Origin of the sequence: Candidatus Epulonipiscium viviparus (assembly GCF_000171335.1) — a bacterium.
GTDB lineage: Bacteria > Bacillota > Clostridia > Lachnospirales > Cellulosilyticaceae > Epulonipiscioides > Epulonipiscioides viviparus.
On the sequence record NZ_ABEQ01000032.3, the window covers coordinates 1 to 16107 of the forward strand.

The 16107-nt window shown below is 39.3% G+C and carries 10 protein-coding genes and 1 pseudogene; 5 read left to right on the plus strand and 6 right to left on the minus strand.

Going from position 1 to position 16107, the window contains the following annotated elements; translation table 11 throughout:
- Positions 1-1265, minus strand: a pseudogene (locus tag EPU_RS12685) (hypothetical protein); the annotation flags it as partial.
- Between the two features lie 277 nt (positions 1266-1542).
- Here EPU_RS12685 and EPU_RS05930 point away from each other — a divergent pair.
- Genes EPU_RS05930 through murI form a run of 4 tightly spaced genes read left to right on the plus strand, consistent with a single transcriptional unit; the run spans position 1543 to position 6544 of the window.
- Entirely contained in the window at positions 1543-3075 is a 1533-nt protein-coding gene (locus EPU_RS05930) for a sulfatase family protein (protein WP_010167601.1), read from the plus strand.
- A gap of 26 nt (positions 3076-3101) precedes the next feature.
- Positions 3102-4643: a sulfatase family protein gene (locus tag EPU_RS05935; protein WP_029488111.1), complete on the plus strand. Its 1542-nt coding sequence runs from the start codon at positions 3102-3104 to the stop codon at positions 4641-4643.
- A 35-nt stretch (positions 4644-4678) separates the two neighbouring features.
- Positions 4679-5728 (plus strand): D-alanine--D-alanine ligase family protein, encoded by a 1050-nt coding sequence (locus tag EPU_RS05940; RefSeq protein WP_029488112.1) that lies wholly within the window; start codon positions 4679-4681, stop codon positions 5726-5728.
- Between the two features lie 12 nt (positions 5729-5740).
- A complete protein-coding gene (murI, locus tag EPU_RS05945) occupies positions 5741-6544 on the plus strand; it encodes a glutamate racemase (RefSeq protein ID WP_010167607.1) in 804 nt (267 codons plus the stop codon).
- Between the two features lie 50 nt (positions 6545-6594).
- On the opposite strand, the gene EPU_RS05950 is transcribed toward murI, so the two are convergent.
- Genes EPU_RS05950 through EPU_RS05970 form a run of 5 tightly spaced genes read right to left on the minus strand, consistent with a single transcriptional unit; the run spans position 6595 to position 15027 of the window.
- Positions 6595-7482, minus strand: coding sequence for an MYG1 family protein (locus EPU_RS05950; RefSeq protein WP_010167609.1), 888 nt, complete (start codon positions 7480-7482; stop codon positions 6595-6597).
- A gap of 27 nt (positions 7483-7509) precedes the next feature.
- A complete protein-coding gene (gene mutL, locus EPU_RS12690) occupies positions 7510-9831 on the minus strand; it encodes a DNA mismatch repair endonuclease MutL (RefSeq protein WP_029488113.1) in 2322 nt (773 codons plus the stop codon).
- A gap of 18 nt (positions 9832-9849) precedes the next feature.
- Positions 9850-12390 carry a DNA mismatch repair protein MutS gene (mutS, locus tag EPU_RS05960; RefSeq protein ID WP_029488114.1) on the minus strand — a complete coding sequence of 847 codons (2541 nt, stop codon included), beginning with the start codon at positions 12388-12390 and terminating at the stop codon, positions 9850-9852.
- Complete coding sequence (gene miaB, locus EPU_RS05965) at positions 12391-13815, minus strand: tRNA (N6-isopentenyl adenosine(37)-C2)-methylthiotransferase MiaB (protein ID WP_029488115.1); 1425 nt, start codon at positions 13813-13815, stop codon at positions 12391-12393. It lies immediately after the preceding gene.
- A gap of 9 nt (positions 13816-13824) precedes the next feature.
- Positions 13825-15027: a methionine gamma-lyase family protein gene (locus EPU_RS05970; RefSeq protein WP_052296468.1), complete on the minus strand. Its 1203-nt coding sequence runs from the start codon at positions 15025-15027 to the stop codon at positions 13825-13827.
- 160 nt (positions 15028-15187) lie between these two features.
- On the opposite strand from EPU_RS05970, the gene EPU_RS05975 reads away from it, so the two are divergent.
- Positions 15188-16063, plus strand: a complete 876-nt coding sequence (locus tag EPU_RS05975) for a DUF4349 domain-containing protein (RefSeq protein ID WP_010167619.1) — start codon at positions 15188-15190, stop codon at positions 16061-16063.
- The last annotated feature ends 44 nt before the right edge of the window (positions 16064-16107 follow it).

Genomic DNA, 16107 nt, shown 5'->3' on the forward strand with positions numbered 1-16107 from the left:
GCATCGCCATCAGTAGCAGATGAGTTCGCATCGTCGTCGGTAGCAGATGAGGTTGTATCGCCATCAGTAGCAGATGAATCGGAGTTCGCATCGCCATCGGTAACTGCAGGCGCATCGGAAGTTACATCGCCATCGTTAGCAGATGAATCAGAGTTCGCATCGCCGTCGGTAGCAGATGAGTTCGCATCGTCATCGGTAGCAGATGAGTTTGCATCGCTGTCGGTAGCAGATGAGTTCGCATCGTCATCGTTAGCAGATGAGTTTGCATCGTCGTCGGTAGCAGATGAGTTTGCATCGTCGTCGGTAGCAGATGAGTTCGCATCGTCGTCGGTAGCAGATGAGTTCGCATCGTCGTCGGTAGCAGATGAGGTTGTATCGCCATCAGTAGCAGATGAATCGGAGTTCGCATCGCCATCGGTAACTGCAGGCGCATCGGAAGTTACATCGCCATCGTTAGCAGATGAGTTCGCATCGCCATCGGTAACTGCAGGCGCATCGGAAGTTACATCGCCATCAGTAGCAGATGAATCGGAGTTCGCATCGTCATCGGTAACTGCAGGCGCATCGGAAGTTACATCGCCATCGGTAGCAGATGAATCGGAGTTCGCATCGCCATCGGTAACTGCAGGCGCATCGGAAGTTACATCGTCATCAGTAGCAGATGAGTTCGCATCGCCATCGGAAACTGCAGGCGCATCGGAAGTTACATCGCCATCAGTAGCAGATGAAGTTGTAGCCCCAGAAATTTCGAATTCTGGAACCACAGTTTCTGGAATGTCTAATTCGGGTATTGCGGTGTCGGGGGTATCGGTATTTGGAATTACAGTGTCGGGGGTATCGGTATTTGGAATGGCAGTGTCCGGGGTATCGGTAGCAGGAATGGCGGTATCAGGAGTATCGGTACTTGGGACCGCGGTATCTGGAGTATCGGTATTCGGAATTGCGGTATCTGGAGTGTCTGTATCTGGAGCCGCAGTTTCTGGAGCATCGGTATCTGGAGTTGCAGTCTCTGGAGCATCGGTATCYGGAGCYGCAGTCTCTGGAGCATCGGTATCTGGAGCCGCAGTCTCTGGAGCGTCGGTATCTGGAGCCGCAGTCTCTGGAGTGTCTGTATCAGGAGCCGCAATCTCTGAAGTGTCGGTATCTGGTATCGCGATTTCGGATATCTCGATTTCTGGTATTACGATATCGGTCGCTTGTATGGGCAGTGTGCTCATGGTTAACAGTGTGGTTAGAGCCAGACTTTGTATCAATCGCTTACTCATCGTTTTCATCTCCTCTTATTTGATAAAAAAATTAAACTACAAGATATAGTATACCTTGAGTCAAAAAAAATATGACTATGATAAGRAAAAATTCTTTTTTTTGTAAGACTAAATTTGACAAATATGTAAAATTCAAAATTAATTATACATTTTTCTATTTAATTTTACTAGCACCAATTTCTTCCTTTTGATAAAAAACTGCCTTGAATAATTTCGAAATGGTGATAAAATATCTCCACAGGATTTACCTATTTTATGATGAAGAGGTGTAATTTTTGTGAAGAAAAATGTTGTAGTAATCTTGTGTGATCAATTGAGAACAGATTTTTTATCGTGTTACGGAAGTGATTTTATAAAAACTCCAAATATCGATCAACTAGCGGCAGATGGAGTTTTATTTGAGCGTGCAACAACAGTATCGCCAGTGTGTGGACCGGGGCGTGCATGTATGATGACGGGGCAGTACGTTTCGGGAACGGGAGTGTGGACCAACGACGTTCCGTTTAAGGCAGGGCTGGAGTATATTCCGGAGCGGATGAACCAAAACGGATATGTGACTGGGGCGTTCGGAAAGCTTCATCACATGCCGAGCAAAGACGTCAAAGGTTTTGCAGTTGCTTGTCAGATGGAAGAAGGAAGATTGGCAGCAGACGATGATTTCTACAAATTTTTGAAGAGAAGGCACCCAGAAATAAATACTATCAGCCCGCAAAAAGATGGTCGATTTGCCTTTGGGCTAGAGGACTATTACGAAGAATGGATTGCCAACAATGCCGTAAAATTTATCGAAGACCATAAAGATGAGCCGTTATTTGCGTGGGTATCATTTCAGGGGCCGCACCAGCCATATGATGCGCCAGCCGAGAATGGAATATCGACAGCGCTAACGCCTCCGGATCCTATCATGTTAGACTTCGAGCCAAGCTGTAATGTTCCCAAATATAGGAGAGCATCAAATATATCTACACCAAGTATATTGGGGATGAAGGCCTATAGAGAGCGTCGCGCGAGATACGCAGAGGGAGTTCAAATTATTGACTATGAAGTGGGAAAGATTATAGCGAAGCTGAAAGAGTTGGGCATATATAAAGATACCGTAATTATATTTTCGACTGACCACGGGTGTATGTTGGGGGATTACGATATGTATGAGAAGGGCGCGATGCCATATAAAGCGCAGTTAGAAATTCCGATGATAGTGGTGGACGCCGACGCATTGCCACAGGGGAAACGAAGCGACATGCTTGTGAGCAACCTAGACATTGCGGGAACGGCGCTGAAAGCAGCAGAAGATCCAAAGCCGCTGGGATATTCGCGATCGATTGTCGAGATGTATAATAATTGTGAAATACAACGAAGCGTGATATTTACAGAGTTTTGCGACTCGATGAAATTGGTTTCGACAAAAAAATATAGATTGGCATACTATCCATTTAGCAAGGAGCATGAACTGTTTGCCATAGACGATGAAACGACCGATTTGACACTAGACCCGGAGTTACAAGAATTGCGGATCGAATTGCTATCAGATATAATTGACTTTGTGGTGATGGCAAAAGGAGAGGTCTATTTGGAGGGTCATGATACTGTCCCAGCAGTGCAGGTGGGGCTTGACGAGAAGTATTATAATTATAGAGAGGTTGCACCACTAGCAACTCCAATATGGTCAGAACGAAGTCGACAAAGCCTGAGAGACCATGGATTAGATGCTGACTATACTGAATTTATGAAAGCGCGAGAAGATGAATTTGTTGTTCACTACGGAAAGTATTGGAGGCCAGGAGATTCATTTTTTAAGAAGACATATTAAAGATTGAAAAGTGGGAGAGAGAAATCATGAAAAAAAATGTTGTAGTGATTTTATGTGATCAATTGCGTACCGATTATCTATCTTGCTATGGAAGTGAGTTTATTAAGACGCCAAATATAGATAAATTAGCAGCAGATGGAGTTTTGTTTGAGCATGCAACAACGGTGTCGCCAGTTTGCGCGCCGGGAAGAGCATCAATGATGACAGGAACGTACCTATCTGATCATGGTGTGTGGACTAACGAAGTTCCATTTAGACCGGGGCTTGAATATTTGCCACAGAGAATGAAAGCAAACGGATATAGAACAGGGGCATTTGGAAAATTACACCATACGCCGGGCAAAGATTCAAAGGGTTTCGACATTGCATTGCAAATGGAAGAGAATCGATTGGGACCAGAAGACGATTTCTATAAATATATAATTGAGCGCCATCCAGAAGCAAAGAATCTGTATAATCATGATGGATCGGGAAAATTTGGAGCAGATATAAGTGAATACTATGATGTTTGGATAGCAGAAAATGCGATAAAATTTATAGAAGACGAAAAAGATAAGCCAGTCTTTGCGTGGATCTCATTTCAAGGGCCGCATCCGCCATACGACGTACCAGCAAATAACGGGCTGACTACCCAAATACAACCTCCAGATCCAGCAGACACAAAGTTTTTGCCTAAGTGTGATGTGCCATTGTATAGACGTGGGGCAACATTAAATTCGCCCGAAGTTAAAGGCATCGAAGCATACAGACGCCAATTAGTAGCGTACGCGCATAAGGTTCAGCTGATAGATATCCAGGTAGCCAAGATCGTCGCAAAATTGAAAGAGCTGGGCATCTACGAAGATACGATAATTATATTTTCGACCGACCATGGATGTATGCTAGGCGACTATAGCATGTTTGGAAAGGGTGCGATGCCATATAAGGCGCAGTTAGAGATTCCGATGATTATTTCGAATTCACCGGAGTTGCCAAAGGGAGTGCGAAGCGATATGTTAGTTAGCAACCTAGATATTGGAGGAACAGCTATCAAAGTAGCAGGAGATGATAAGCCGTTTGCATTTTCGCGATCTATGATAGAAATGTACAATACGCCGGCGATGCAGCGAAGCGTGATATTTACAGAGTTTTGCGACTCAATGAAATTGGTTTCTAGTAAGGAATATCGATTAGCATACTATCCATTTAGTGGGCAATACGAACTATTTAAAATTGATAATGAGAGAGAAGATTTAACAGATAAGCCAGAATATCTCAAGCTGCAAATCAAATTGTTAACAGACATAATAGATTTTGTGGTGATGGCAAAAGGGGAGGTTTATCTCGAAGGACACGATACAGTTCCGGCAGTTCAAAAAGGGCTAGATGAAAAGTATTATAACTATAGAGAAGTGGCACCGTTAGCRACTCCACTAGGCTCCGAACGCATTCGAGAAAATTTGCGTAAAAATGGACTAGACGCCGACTATACAGAATTTATGAAGGAGCGCGAAGAYGAGTTTGTGTGTCATTATGGAAAATACTGGAACGAAAAAGAAACATTTTTTAAAAAGACTTATCATAAATAAAGAGCTATAAAATATATGAGGAAGGGGCATTTTTTATGAAGCAAAATATCTTGTTAATTTTTGGAGGGCAATCTTCAGAACATGAAGTATCGTTAAAGTCTGTTACAACTATTTATGAAAATATTGATCATGAGCTTTTTGATATTTATCCTGTTGGAATCACAAAAGAAGGGAAATGGTTATTATATAGAGGTGCAAAYTTTAATTTTACGGAAAATAATTGGCAAGAAAAAGGTGTACCTTGTATTTTGAGTCCAGATGTTACTCATCATGGATTACTTCTATTGAGAGATGCGCAAGACATAGTAAACATCAAAATTAATAAAGTATTCCCGATTATGCATGGAAAATATGGTGAAGACGGAACGATCCAAGGCTTGTGTACATTAGCGCAGCTGCCATTTGTGGGGTGCGGAGTTTTGAGTTCTGCGATATCGATGGACAAATCATTTACCAAAATAGCAGTTGAAAAGACAGGAATAAGACAAGCAAAGTATGTACTAGTGAAAAGTTCGGAATTAAAACATATGAATCAAGTAGTATCCAAAATAGAGGAAACGTTTGGGTATCCATACTTTGTAAAGCCAGCAAATGCTGGATCGTCTGTCGGGATCAATAAGGTGCACAACAAGCGTGAATTAGAACATGCTCTAAGAGTAGCGGCAAAAGAAGACGCAAAAATCTTGGTCGAGGAAACGATAATAGGCCGAGAAGTTGAAGTTGCCGTACTAGGAAACGAAGAATTACAAATCTCAGGAGTAGGTGAAATTTTGGCAGCTGCAGAGTTTTATGATTTTGATGCCAAATATAATAACGCAGAATCCAAAACCGTGATCTGTGCGGAATTACCAGACGAGATTAAAGAAAACTTGAGAGAAGCAGCAAAGAAGATTTATAAAGCAGTCGATGCAAAAGGGCTATCGCGAGTTGATTTTTTTGTAACGGAAACAGGCGATATGATATTTAATGAAATCAATACAATGCCAGGATTTACCAAAATTAGTATGTACCCGATGCTGTTTGAAGATTTTGGGATCTCAATCAAAAACCTGATTACAGAATTAATAAATTTAGCATCTTTATAAGCGGTGACAAATATGGATAACAGACCAATCGGAATTTTTGACTCTGGCCTTGGAGGGCTGACAGTTGTAAAAGAAGTTATGAAGCAATTAACAAACGAATCGATAGTATACTTTGGCGATACAGCACGTGTGCCATATGGAAATAAATCGAAATCAACGGTTACAAAATTTTCAGCACAAATAATCAGATTTTTATTGAGTAAGGATGTAAAAGCAATCATCATCGCCTGCAATACAGTAAACTCAAATTGCGCTATCGAATTGCGGGAGTTATTTCCTGAATTGATGATAGAAGGGGTTGTAGGGCCAGGCGTTATAATGGCAAGCCGAGCAACCAAAAATGGTCGAATTGGTGTGATAGGAACAGAAGGCACCGTCAAAAGTGGTCGATACGCGGAGCGACTAAGAGAAATTCATCCAGAATACCAAATTTTTTCGAAAGCTTGCCCGCTATTTGTTCCGCTAGTAGAAGATGGCTGGACAAACACAGAGGTTGCAAAAATGGTGATAGCAACTTATCTGAATGAGTTGTTAGAAGAAGATATAGATACATTAATATTGGGATGCACGCACTATCCTATATTATCTGAGGACATTCAAGCCGTGGTGGGAAAACATATCAAACTGATAAATCCTGCCAATGAGACGGCATACCAGATGGGGCTCCACCTGCTACAAGAAAATATCCAAGCCGTAGCAATACCGTCGTATCATTTTTATGTAAGTGATCACAAAGAACAGATGCAAGATATGGCAAAAATGTTCTTGGGATGTAAAACGCCCGATGTGATAGAAGTAGATATTGAAAAGTATTAAACTCTAAAAGAGACTGAATCCTATAATCTGGGAAACAGTCTTTTTTTGAATTACGCTTCAACAGCCAATCGAGCCATAGCAAGGGCGCCTTCTTTGGTTTTGTTGCCACATAAAAATTTAGCAGGATGACAAAATACGCATCCATCTATTCCGGTAACTTTGTCTAAGGCTTCTTCGTTTAGTCCGGCCCAGCTGTCTGGCAAATTTTTGCGTGCGTCAAAGCTATCTTCTGTTAACTGAATATTTTGAACCATCCATTTATCGGACAAATCTTTATAGACAACAAACAATACGTCCATGTCAACATCTAGTTTAATTAACGGTTTTTTAAAGCTCACGCGTTTTTCTAATACTAAAATGTGGCTTTCTTTAGGATTCTGAATTGCTAGCTGCTCTTTGACATAATTGAAATCACCAAAGTATCTAACTTCTTTTGCTACCACATGATATAAGATTTTTTTAGCAAGTTCAACAGCCTCAAAAAATCCTTTAGTTGCAGCGGCCTGGGTTGCGTCAAAAGGCATAAATACATCGATAATTCCAGATACAGTCATAATTTTATAATCAGAGCGAACAATATCTAGCCCATTGTCATTCGCATCAATTACAGTAATAAAATCGATAGCTATTCGGTCTTTAATTTCTTCGTATTGTTCTTGAGGTAGAGGTTCAAAATTATTTTTTATATAATCGATTCCAAAATCTTGCCACAGAAGACCAAACGCACAGTATGGAATGCCGTCAGCACGCAATTTTTTGTTTACATAATGGTGATCATATTGACCTCCTCCAACATCAGCGATGATATCACAAGTGCTAAGTTCGGCTTCGTCGCGAGTTCTAACTACCTCTAAGTCGTCATAAATTCCATACATCAAAGCTACCGCAAACACGTCATCTGCGTGAAAGGTGCCGCTATGGACTGCCATTTTTTTCATATTGCCTCCTATTGTGTCTACTAAACACTAGACGATTCGTCTAAATAATTTTTCGATATCTGATTTTTCTAAACTAATTAAAGTTGGCCTGCCATGAGGGCAGCTAAAAGGGTTCTCAAGTACCAATAAAGACTCTACCAGATTTTTACATTCTGCTTTTGAAATTTTATGATTACCCTTTATCGCAGCTTTGCAAGCCATTCTTATTATTTTCTCTTCTGGCAAAGATATACCTTTATTATTGCCGAAATCTTCTAAAAATGATTTTACTTGAGATTGAGCCATAGGTTGATTAAATAGAAATGGAACGCCTCGAATAATCATAGTTATTTCATTGAGCATTTCAATTTCGAAGCCTGCTTTTTCCAAAAGTGCAAAGTGTGCAGCTATGAGAGGTAGCGTATTAGCAGTAGGCCTAAAAATCATAGGACATAGTAATTGTTGCGAATCAACCGTATTGGAGTGAAATTCTGCCAAAAGCTTCTCATAGATAACTCGTTCATGGGCAGCATGCTGATCCATAATTAACACTTTATCCATATATTTAATCATCCAGTAAGTTTCGAAAATTTGTCCTAACAAAAAATAATCGAGACCTTCTTGTGGAATAGCTACAGTATTTTTTGGAGCAGCAGTTACCGTGTATGCAGCATCTGCGGAGTCAGCTACATATTCAAACGTATTTTTTACTAGCGCGGTATAATCTACTGATCTGGCATTAGCGTTTACATGAGCTGCCCCATGAGTAGCGTTTACATGAGTCGCCCCATGAGTAGCGTTTGAATGAGCTGCCCCATGAGTAGCGTTTACATGAGCTGCCCCATGAGTAGCGTTTGAATGAGCTGCCCCATGAGTAGCGTTTGAATGAGCTGCCCCATGAGTAGCRTTTGAAYGAGCTGCCCCATGAGTAGCGKTTACATGRGCCGCATCAGAARTAGCGKTTACATGRGCCGCATCAGAAGTAGYGKTTGCATGAGCCGCATCAGAAGTAGCGTTTACATGAGCTGCCCCATGAGTAGCGTTTACATGAGCCGCATCAGAAGTAGCGGTTGAATGAGCTGCCCCATGAGTAGCGTTTGAATGAGCTGCCCCATGAGTAGCGTTTGAATGAGCTGCCCCATGAGTAGCGTTTGAATGAGCTGCCCCATGAGTAGCGGTTACATTGTTCGCACCATGAGTAGCGTTTACATGGGCCGCCTCAGGTACTATCAATGTCGGTTTTTTTCTAAATAGATTGTTAAATTTTAATTCATTGCTTAATGCATCGACCGTAATAGCAGGAGTGACGAGTTTTGCTTGATCAATATTAAGCGCAGGTTTTTTATGTGCAGACTTAGGTAGTGCTTCTGCAAAAGTAGGCATTAAATTTATTTCGCTTAAAGTTTGTTTTATAGCATTGATGATGGCGGTTTTGATCGCATCACTATCTTTAAATCGTACTTCTAGCTTGGCAGGATGCACATTGACATCGAGATGAGATGCTGGCATAGTAACGCGAAGAATAGCAACCGGAAATTTTTTCGCCATAGTGAGAGTTTTATATGCTTCCTCAACTGCTTCATTAAAAATTTTATTGGTTATATATCTYCCATTGATAAAAAATAATTCCCAACTTCGATTAGATTTGCTGAGGGTTAATTTTCCAATTCGACCTTCTAGTTTAAAGTCTTTGGTTGCATATTGAATAGGTATAGTTCCGTCAGAAATTTCTTTGCCAAAAATGTTGAAAATTACTTCCTTTAAATTATTATTACCTCGAGTTTGAAATATCGGTTTTGAATCCTTAATATACTTGAATGCAATGTTTGGATGCGAGAGAGCCAATTTATATATAATATCAGTGATGCGTCCGGCTTCAACACCAGCGGATTTCAAAAAAGCTTTTCGAGCGGGAACATTGAAAAATAAATCTTGGATTACAAACGTGGTACCTTGAGACGCTGCGACATCCATAGTGTTGGTTATCGTGCCGCCAGATACAGTCACTCGCCTTCCTGTTGCRCTGTCTTTATTTTTGCTAGTAAGTTCCACTTTAGCAATCGAGCTGATACTAGATAGAGCTTCGCCTCGAAACCCCATTGTTAACACATGTTCTAAATCGCTTGTAGTGCTTATTTTACTTGTTGAATGTTTGAGAAATGCAATTTCTATTTCRTCTAATTGAAATCCAGATCCATTATCTATAATCTTAATTAACTCAACGCCGCCTTTACTAATTTCTACTGTAATAACAGTGGCACCAGCATCTATGCTATTTTCTACCAATTCTTTTACAACAGATGCGGGGCGCTCTACTACCTCTCCAGCAGCAATCTGATTAATGGTTAAGGGATCTAATAATTTAATCATAATTGATCGAGTCTCCTTTTAGCTATTTACTAAATTTTTGAGTTGCTGAATAGTTTCGATTGCCTTTGCAGGAGTTAAATCCATTATATTGATCTCATTAATAGTGTTTACTAGATCGTCATAATCATGAGATTCGATATCATATGATTGTGAAAATGCGGGTAAAACTTCAGAGTTAGTAGCATTAAGTTTTTCTGCATCTAATTTTGATAAAATTTGACCAGCTCGGTGTAATACATCAACCGGTAATCCGGCTAGCTTAGCAACTTCTAGTCCAAAGCTTTTTCCAGCAACACCTTCTGCAATTTTGTGTAAAAATATTAATGAATTTTTGTTTTGTTGTACAGTTACGCAATAGTTTTTTATGTTTGCATATTGATTGACCAACTGYGGCAATTCATGATAATGAGTAGAAAACAGAGTTTTTGCCCCCACCTTATTAATGGCAATATATTCTATAACTGCTTGTGCAATGCTCAAGCCATCAAGAGTGCTAGTTCCTCTGCCAATCTCATCAAGGATTAATAAGCTGTTTGAAGTGGCATTGATCAAGATGTTAGAGACTTCGCTCATCTCGACCATAAACGTACTTTTGCCAGAAATAAGATCATCGGAAGCACCTACACGAGTAAATATTTTATCTACAACAGATATTTCTGCCGATGTTGCAGGGACGAAAGATCCGATTTGCGCCAAAATCACGATTAAACCAACTTGCTTCATGTAGGTAGATTTTCCACCCATATTAGGGCCTGTAATCAAAGCAATTTGAGTATCTTCTTGCCCTAAGCAAGTGTCATTGGAAATAAACGATTGTGTTCCAATAATGGTCTCCGCAACTGGATGTCTTCCTGCAGCAATATTAATTTCGCCATTGGTTGTAATAGTGGGGCGTACATAGTTRTTGGAAATAGCAACAGCGCTKAACGATATATATGCATCGAGCTTAGCAATATTCTTAGAAGTCTCTAATATACGTTTTATATTTGTTTCAATTTTTTGTACTACTTCCATAAAAATATCATATTCAAGTTGGCAGATCAAAGAATCTGCATTTAAAATTTGCTCTTCTATGTCTTTTAATTCTTCTGTAATATAACGTTCGCAATTTACCAACGTCTGTTTTCTTGTATAATGTTCGGGAACTAAATTTTTATTGGAGTTGGTGACCTCTAAAAAATATCCAAAAACTTTATTATACTTAATTTTCAGGTTTTTAATTCCGGTACTTTCGCGTTCACGAGCTTCTATCTCTACTAGCCAAGACGCGCCTTTGTCTTTGATATCCTTCAGTTTAAATACCTCGGAGCTATAAGTTTTTTTAATAATTCCACCATCTTTAATCGAAAGAGGYGCATCTTCATTGATAGCACTGTTGATCAAAGTGTAAATATCTTCCAAAATATCTAAATTGCGGCTTATTGTAGATAGCTCAGYACTAGTAGTAGTRGCAATTAGATCTTGGATCGCAGCTAAATATAAAATAGAGTCTTTAAGCACGATCAAATCTTTTGCATTACAAGTTTTGTATCCTATTTTAGCAACAATCTTTTCTAGATCATAAATTGACTTTAAATATTCTCGTAAATCACTTGCCAAAAAAATATTTTGAACTAACTCAGCAACCGCATCTTGGCGAAGTAGGATTTGAGATTTATCCAATAATGGTGTTAAAATCCAATTTTTAATTTCGCGCTTGCCCATAGGAGTAACGGCTTTATCTAAAATGCTTAATAGCGAACCTTTTTTACTTTTATCATGCAATGTTTCTATAAGCTCGAGATTTTTGATGACTTCGGTTCCGAGATACATATTTTCGGCGATAGTATAAAGTTGTAAATCTGTTAAGTGAATTAATGAATTTTTGGCAACACTAGTTAAATAATGCAAAAGCGATCCCACGCATAAAACTAGTACATCAGTATTTATTCGCTGCAACACAGAATTTTCAAAATGATTATTGAGCTCTTCTTTTAAATTAGTTATTTCAGGCAAAGATTGAACCAATGCATTGCATTCTTGTATCAAAAATTTTTCGATATCAGAACCCATAACTTCAGTATTGATAAGACATTCCACAGGCATATGCTTGGAAATTGCATCAATGACTTGCTTGGAATTTTTTTCTATTTGTATGGCTTTCCACTCACATGCTGTAACATTGCAAAAGCTAAGCGCATAAGAATTTTTTAATTTTACGACGCAAGCGATATAGTTATCATTGGCGCTTTCCAAGCTAGTTCCAGGAGTAATCACTCGCACCACATCTCGCATAACGATGCCTTTGGATTCGCTAGAATTTTCTATCTGTTCGCATATGGCAACCTTGTATCCTTTGTTTGTTAATTTAAGAATATACGAATCAACGTTATGATGAGGCACCCCACACATTGGGGGAGAGTCTTCGCCATTCCGCTTGGTTAACGTAAGTTCGAGTTCTTGGCTAGCAAAAACTGCATCATCGAAAAACATTTCATAAAAATCACCTAATCTAAAAAATAATAAGCAGTCGCTGTATTTTTTTTTGATTTCAAAGTATTGTTTTAACATCGGGGTCATCTATAAATCCTCACTTACTTTTATTTCTCCAACCAAATAATGTGTTTTGGAATTAGTAATTTGAACGGTTACAAACTCTCCGATGAAGTTTAGCGGAGCTTTGACATGTACTAAAATTCCGGTATCGGTTCTACCGCTTAACATTGTGGCATCATTTTTGCTGGAATCTTCTAATAATATTTCGTATGTGTTACCTATTTGTGCAGCCATAAAATCTGCAGCGATTGTGTTTACAGCAGCAACTAATTGGTTAAATCTAGCTTTTATAACATCTTCATCGACTTGATTTTCCATTGTTGCTGCAGGAGTGCCGGTACGCTTCGAATATATAAAGGTAAAAGCGCTTAAATATTGAATTTGTGTAACGACGTCTAAAGTATCTGCAAAGTCGGAATCGGATTCACCCGGAAATCCAACGATAATATCAGTCGTCAATGTGGCAGATGGAATCGCCTTCTTTATTTTGGCAACCAAATCTAGGTATTCTTCTCGAGTATAGCCACGATTCATTTGTTGTAAAATGCGTGTACTACCAGATTGTATAGGCAAGTGAAGTCCTTTACAAATGTTATCATGTTTTGCTATAGAGTCTATAAGTTGRTCACTAAAATCTTTTGGATGCGAAGTCATAAATCGAATACGTTTTAGYCCATCTATTGAAGCTAATCGTTCGAGCAAATCTGTGAACGTAGGTTTCGTTGCTAAATTTTTGCCGTAAGAATTTACGTTTTGACCCAATAGCATAATTTCTTTGACGCCATCATCGACCAACGCTTTTACTTGATCATAAATATCATCCACCTCACGGCTGCGTTCTCTTCCGCGCACATAMGGAACTATACAATATGTGCAAAAGTTGTTGCAGCCATACATAATGTTGACACAAGACTTAAACTGGTGCTTTCTGATGCTGGGCAAATCCTCGACAATTTCTTGGTGTGTTTCCCAAATATCAATTATGTTCTCGCCAGTTTCGATTCTAGTTTGTAAAAGTTCTGGCAACTTATATATGTTGTACGTACCAAAAATAATATCAACAAATTTATACTTTTGCTTTAATGTTTTAAGGACCACATCTTGCTGCATCATGCATCCGCAAAGTGCCACCATAAAGTTGGGYTGCTTCTTTTTGCGATGCTTTAGCGCACCCAATTTGCCAAAGATTTTTAGCTCGGCATTTTCGCGAACGCAACACGTATTGTATATTAAAAAATCGGCAGTCTTTTCGCTGGCTGCTTTAGTATATCCTAATTTGGTAAGAACCCCTTCGATTTTTTCAGAATCAAGAGCATTCATTTGGCAACCAAATGTTCCAATAAAAAATGTTAAACCTTTATCTTTAATATGTTGCGAAAGTTTTGATATAATTTCGTCTTGTCTTTTTGCTTCTTCGGTAGTTATCTTTACTTCTAAACGCTTACTCATCGCATCCTCCTAAGCAATTAAGCCCTTGTCTTTCATAATTTGTAATGCAGTATCGATCCCTATTTGAGCATGATATTGTGTTAATCCGCCTTGGAAAAATACGGTAAATGGGGGTTTTATTGGAGCGTCGGCACTGAGTTCAATAGAAGATCCCTGAACAAATGCTCCAGCAGCCATAACTACAGGTACATCATACCCTGGCATTTCCCACGGAATGGGTTTAACAAAGCTATCGACCGGGGCAGCCTTCTGAATGCCCTCGCAAAAAGCAATTACATTTTCGGCGGTATTCATTTCGATTGCTTGAACTATGTCGGATCTCTTTTCGTTCCACTTTGGAATTGCATTAAAACCTAGTTGCTCAAATTTGTATGCAGCATAAACCGCTCCCTTCAAGGCGTTGGCAACAACCTCTGGAGCCAAAAATAATCCTTGTAACACATTTTTATTGGTTCCAAGTGTCGCTCCTACTTCTTTGCCGAGCCCCGGTGCTGTAAGTCGCATCGCTGCGGCTTCAACGTATTTGCGTTTACCTACAATATAGCCGCCAGATTCGCATAAGCCTCCACCAGGATTTTTGATAAGAGAGCCAACTACCAAATCCGCGCCCACTTCGCTAGGCTCAATCTCTTCTACAAACTCGCCATAGCAGTTATCCACAAGGCATATGATATCTGCTCGAACAGCTTTTACTGTTGMTATTATTTTTGCAATCTGAGCAACAGACAGTGTAGGTCGAGTAGAATATCCTTTAGAACGCTGAATTGTAACCATTTTGGTTGATGATGTAATGGCATTCGTGATTCCTGCGAAGTCTATTTCGTTTGTAGGCAAAAGATCAACTTGATGATAATTAACTCCAAATTCTGCAAGGCTCCCGGATGCTTCTCGTATTCCTATTACAGACAGAAGCGTGTCGTAGGGTTTGCCTACTACAGAAAGTAGCGTATCGCCAGGGCGTAGGTTGCCAAAAAATGATACGGTTAATGCATGAGTTCCAGACATCAACTGAGGTCGCACCAGGGCATCTTCTGCTCCAAATACATCAGCATAAATTTTCTCTATGATTTCTCGCCCGCTATCGTCGTATCCGTAGCCAGAGCTTCCTGCAAAATGAGAATATTCTARTTTATTCTTTTGCATAGCAGCCAATATTTTTGTACCAACTGCAAATCTGATTCTATCAATTTCTTTAAATTGTTCTTCTAACATTCTCGCCTCCAAAATTTTTATATCTAAAAGTATAGCCAAAAAATTTGAAAAATAAACATATTGAGACAATTTATATGCAAAAATGAAATTTGACGATATATTGACARAATGTTAAGTTTGTTATATACTTCAAAAAATACATAAAAGTACAGGAGGTATTATGAAAAAAATTATATTATTGATGGCAATATTTTTGTTAGYGGGGTGTAGCTCGGCGAACGAAGATTATAAAGTTGCCCTGCCAGAAAGTATGGAAATAATGGAAATGGGGGAAATGAGTGCAGGTGGTGGATATGCTAAGATGGCTGATTCAGCACCGAGGGCAAATAGCGCGATGCCAGATATTGCTATGCCGAACAGAAAGATGATTAAAAACGGTAATATGAATATTGAAACCACAGCATTTGATGAGTCGATCGATGTTATATTTACGAAAATTGAAGAGTTAGGCGGATTTATCGAAAGCTACTCCGTGTATGGCAAGGGAGATACCTTCAACCCTCGGAGTGCATATATGCAGGTGCGTATTCCCGAAGAAGAGTTCAATAACTTTATAGATGACACGGCAGATTTTGGTGTTGCGACTTCGAAATCTATAGATGTTCAGGATATCACAGATCAATATGTAGATACGGAGCTTAGAATTAAATCGCTTGAAACTCAGCGCGACCGGTTGCTAGAATTACTGAAAGAGGCTGGCACACTGACTGAATTATTTGAAATCGAAAAGGAACTAAACAACGTTATATATGAGTTAGAACTTGCGCAAGGTTCTCTGAATAAATATGACAGTTTGCTAGATTTCTCAACTATAGATATTACTGTGAGAGAAGTCTATGAATATGTTGACGCGCATCCGGAACCGGTAACTTTTATGGATCGTATTATTCAGGCATTTAAAGATTCGTTTAAAAATCTGTTTGCAGTTATTCAGTCCGCGATAGTAGCGTTTGTGTTATATTTACCATTTATTGCCATTATTGCTATTATAATCATCATATTAATCAAAGTTTTTAGAGTAAAAAAACGTAAGTAATCTAGAAATGAGGGGGCACAAAACCCCTTCTAGACTATTTTAAA

Excerpts from the sequence above, each read along its gene's own strand:
- EPU_RS05950 (WP_010167609.1), bottom strand. The coding sequence starts at position 7,482 with ATGAAAAAAATGGCAGTCCATAGCGGCACCTTTCACGCAGATGACGTG.
- murI (WP_010167607.1), top strand. The coding sequence starts at position 5,741 with ATGGATAACAGACCAATCGGAATTTTTGACTCTGGCCTTGGAGGGCTG.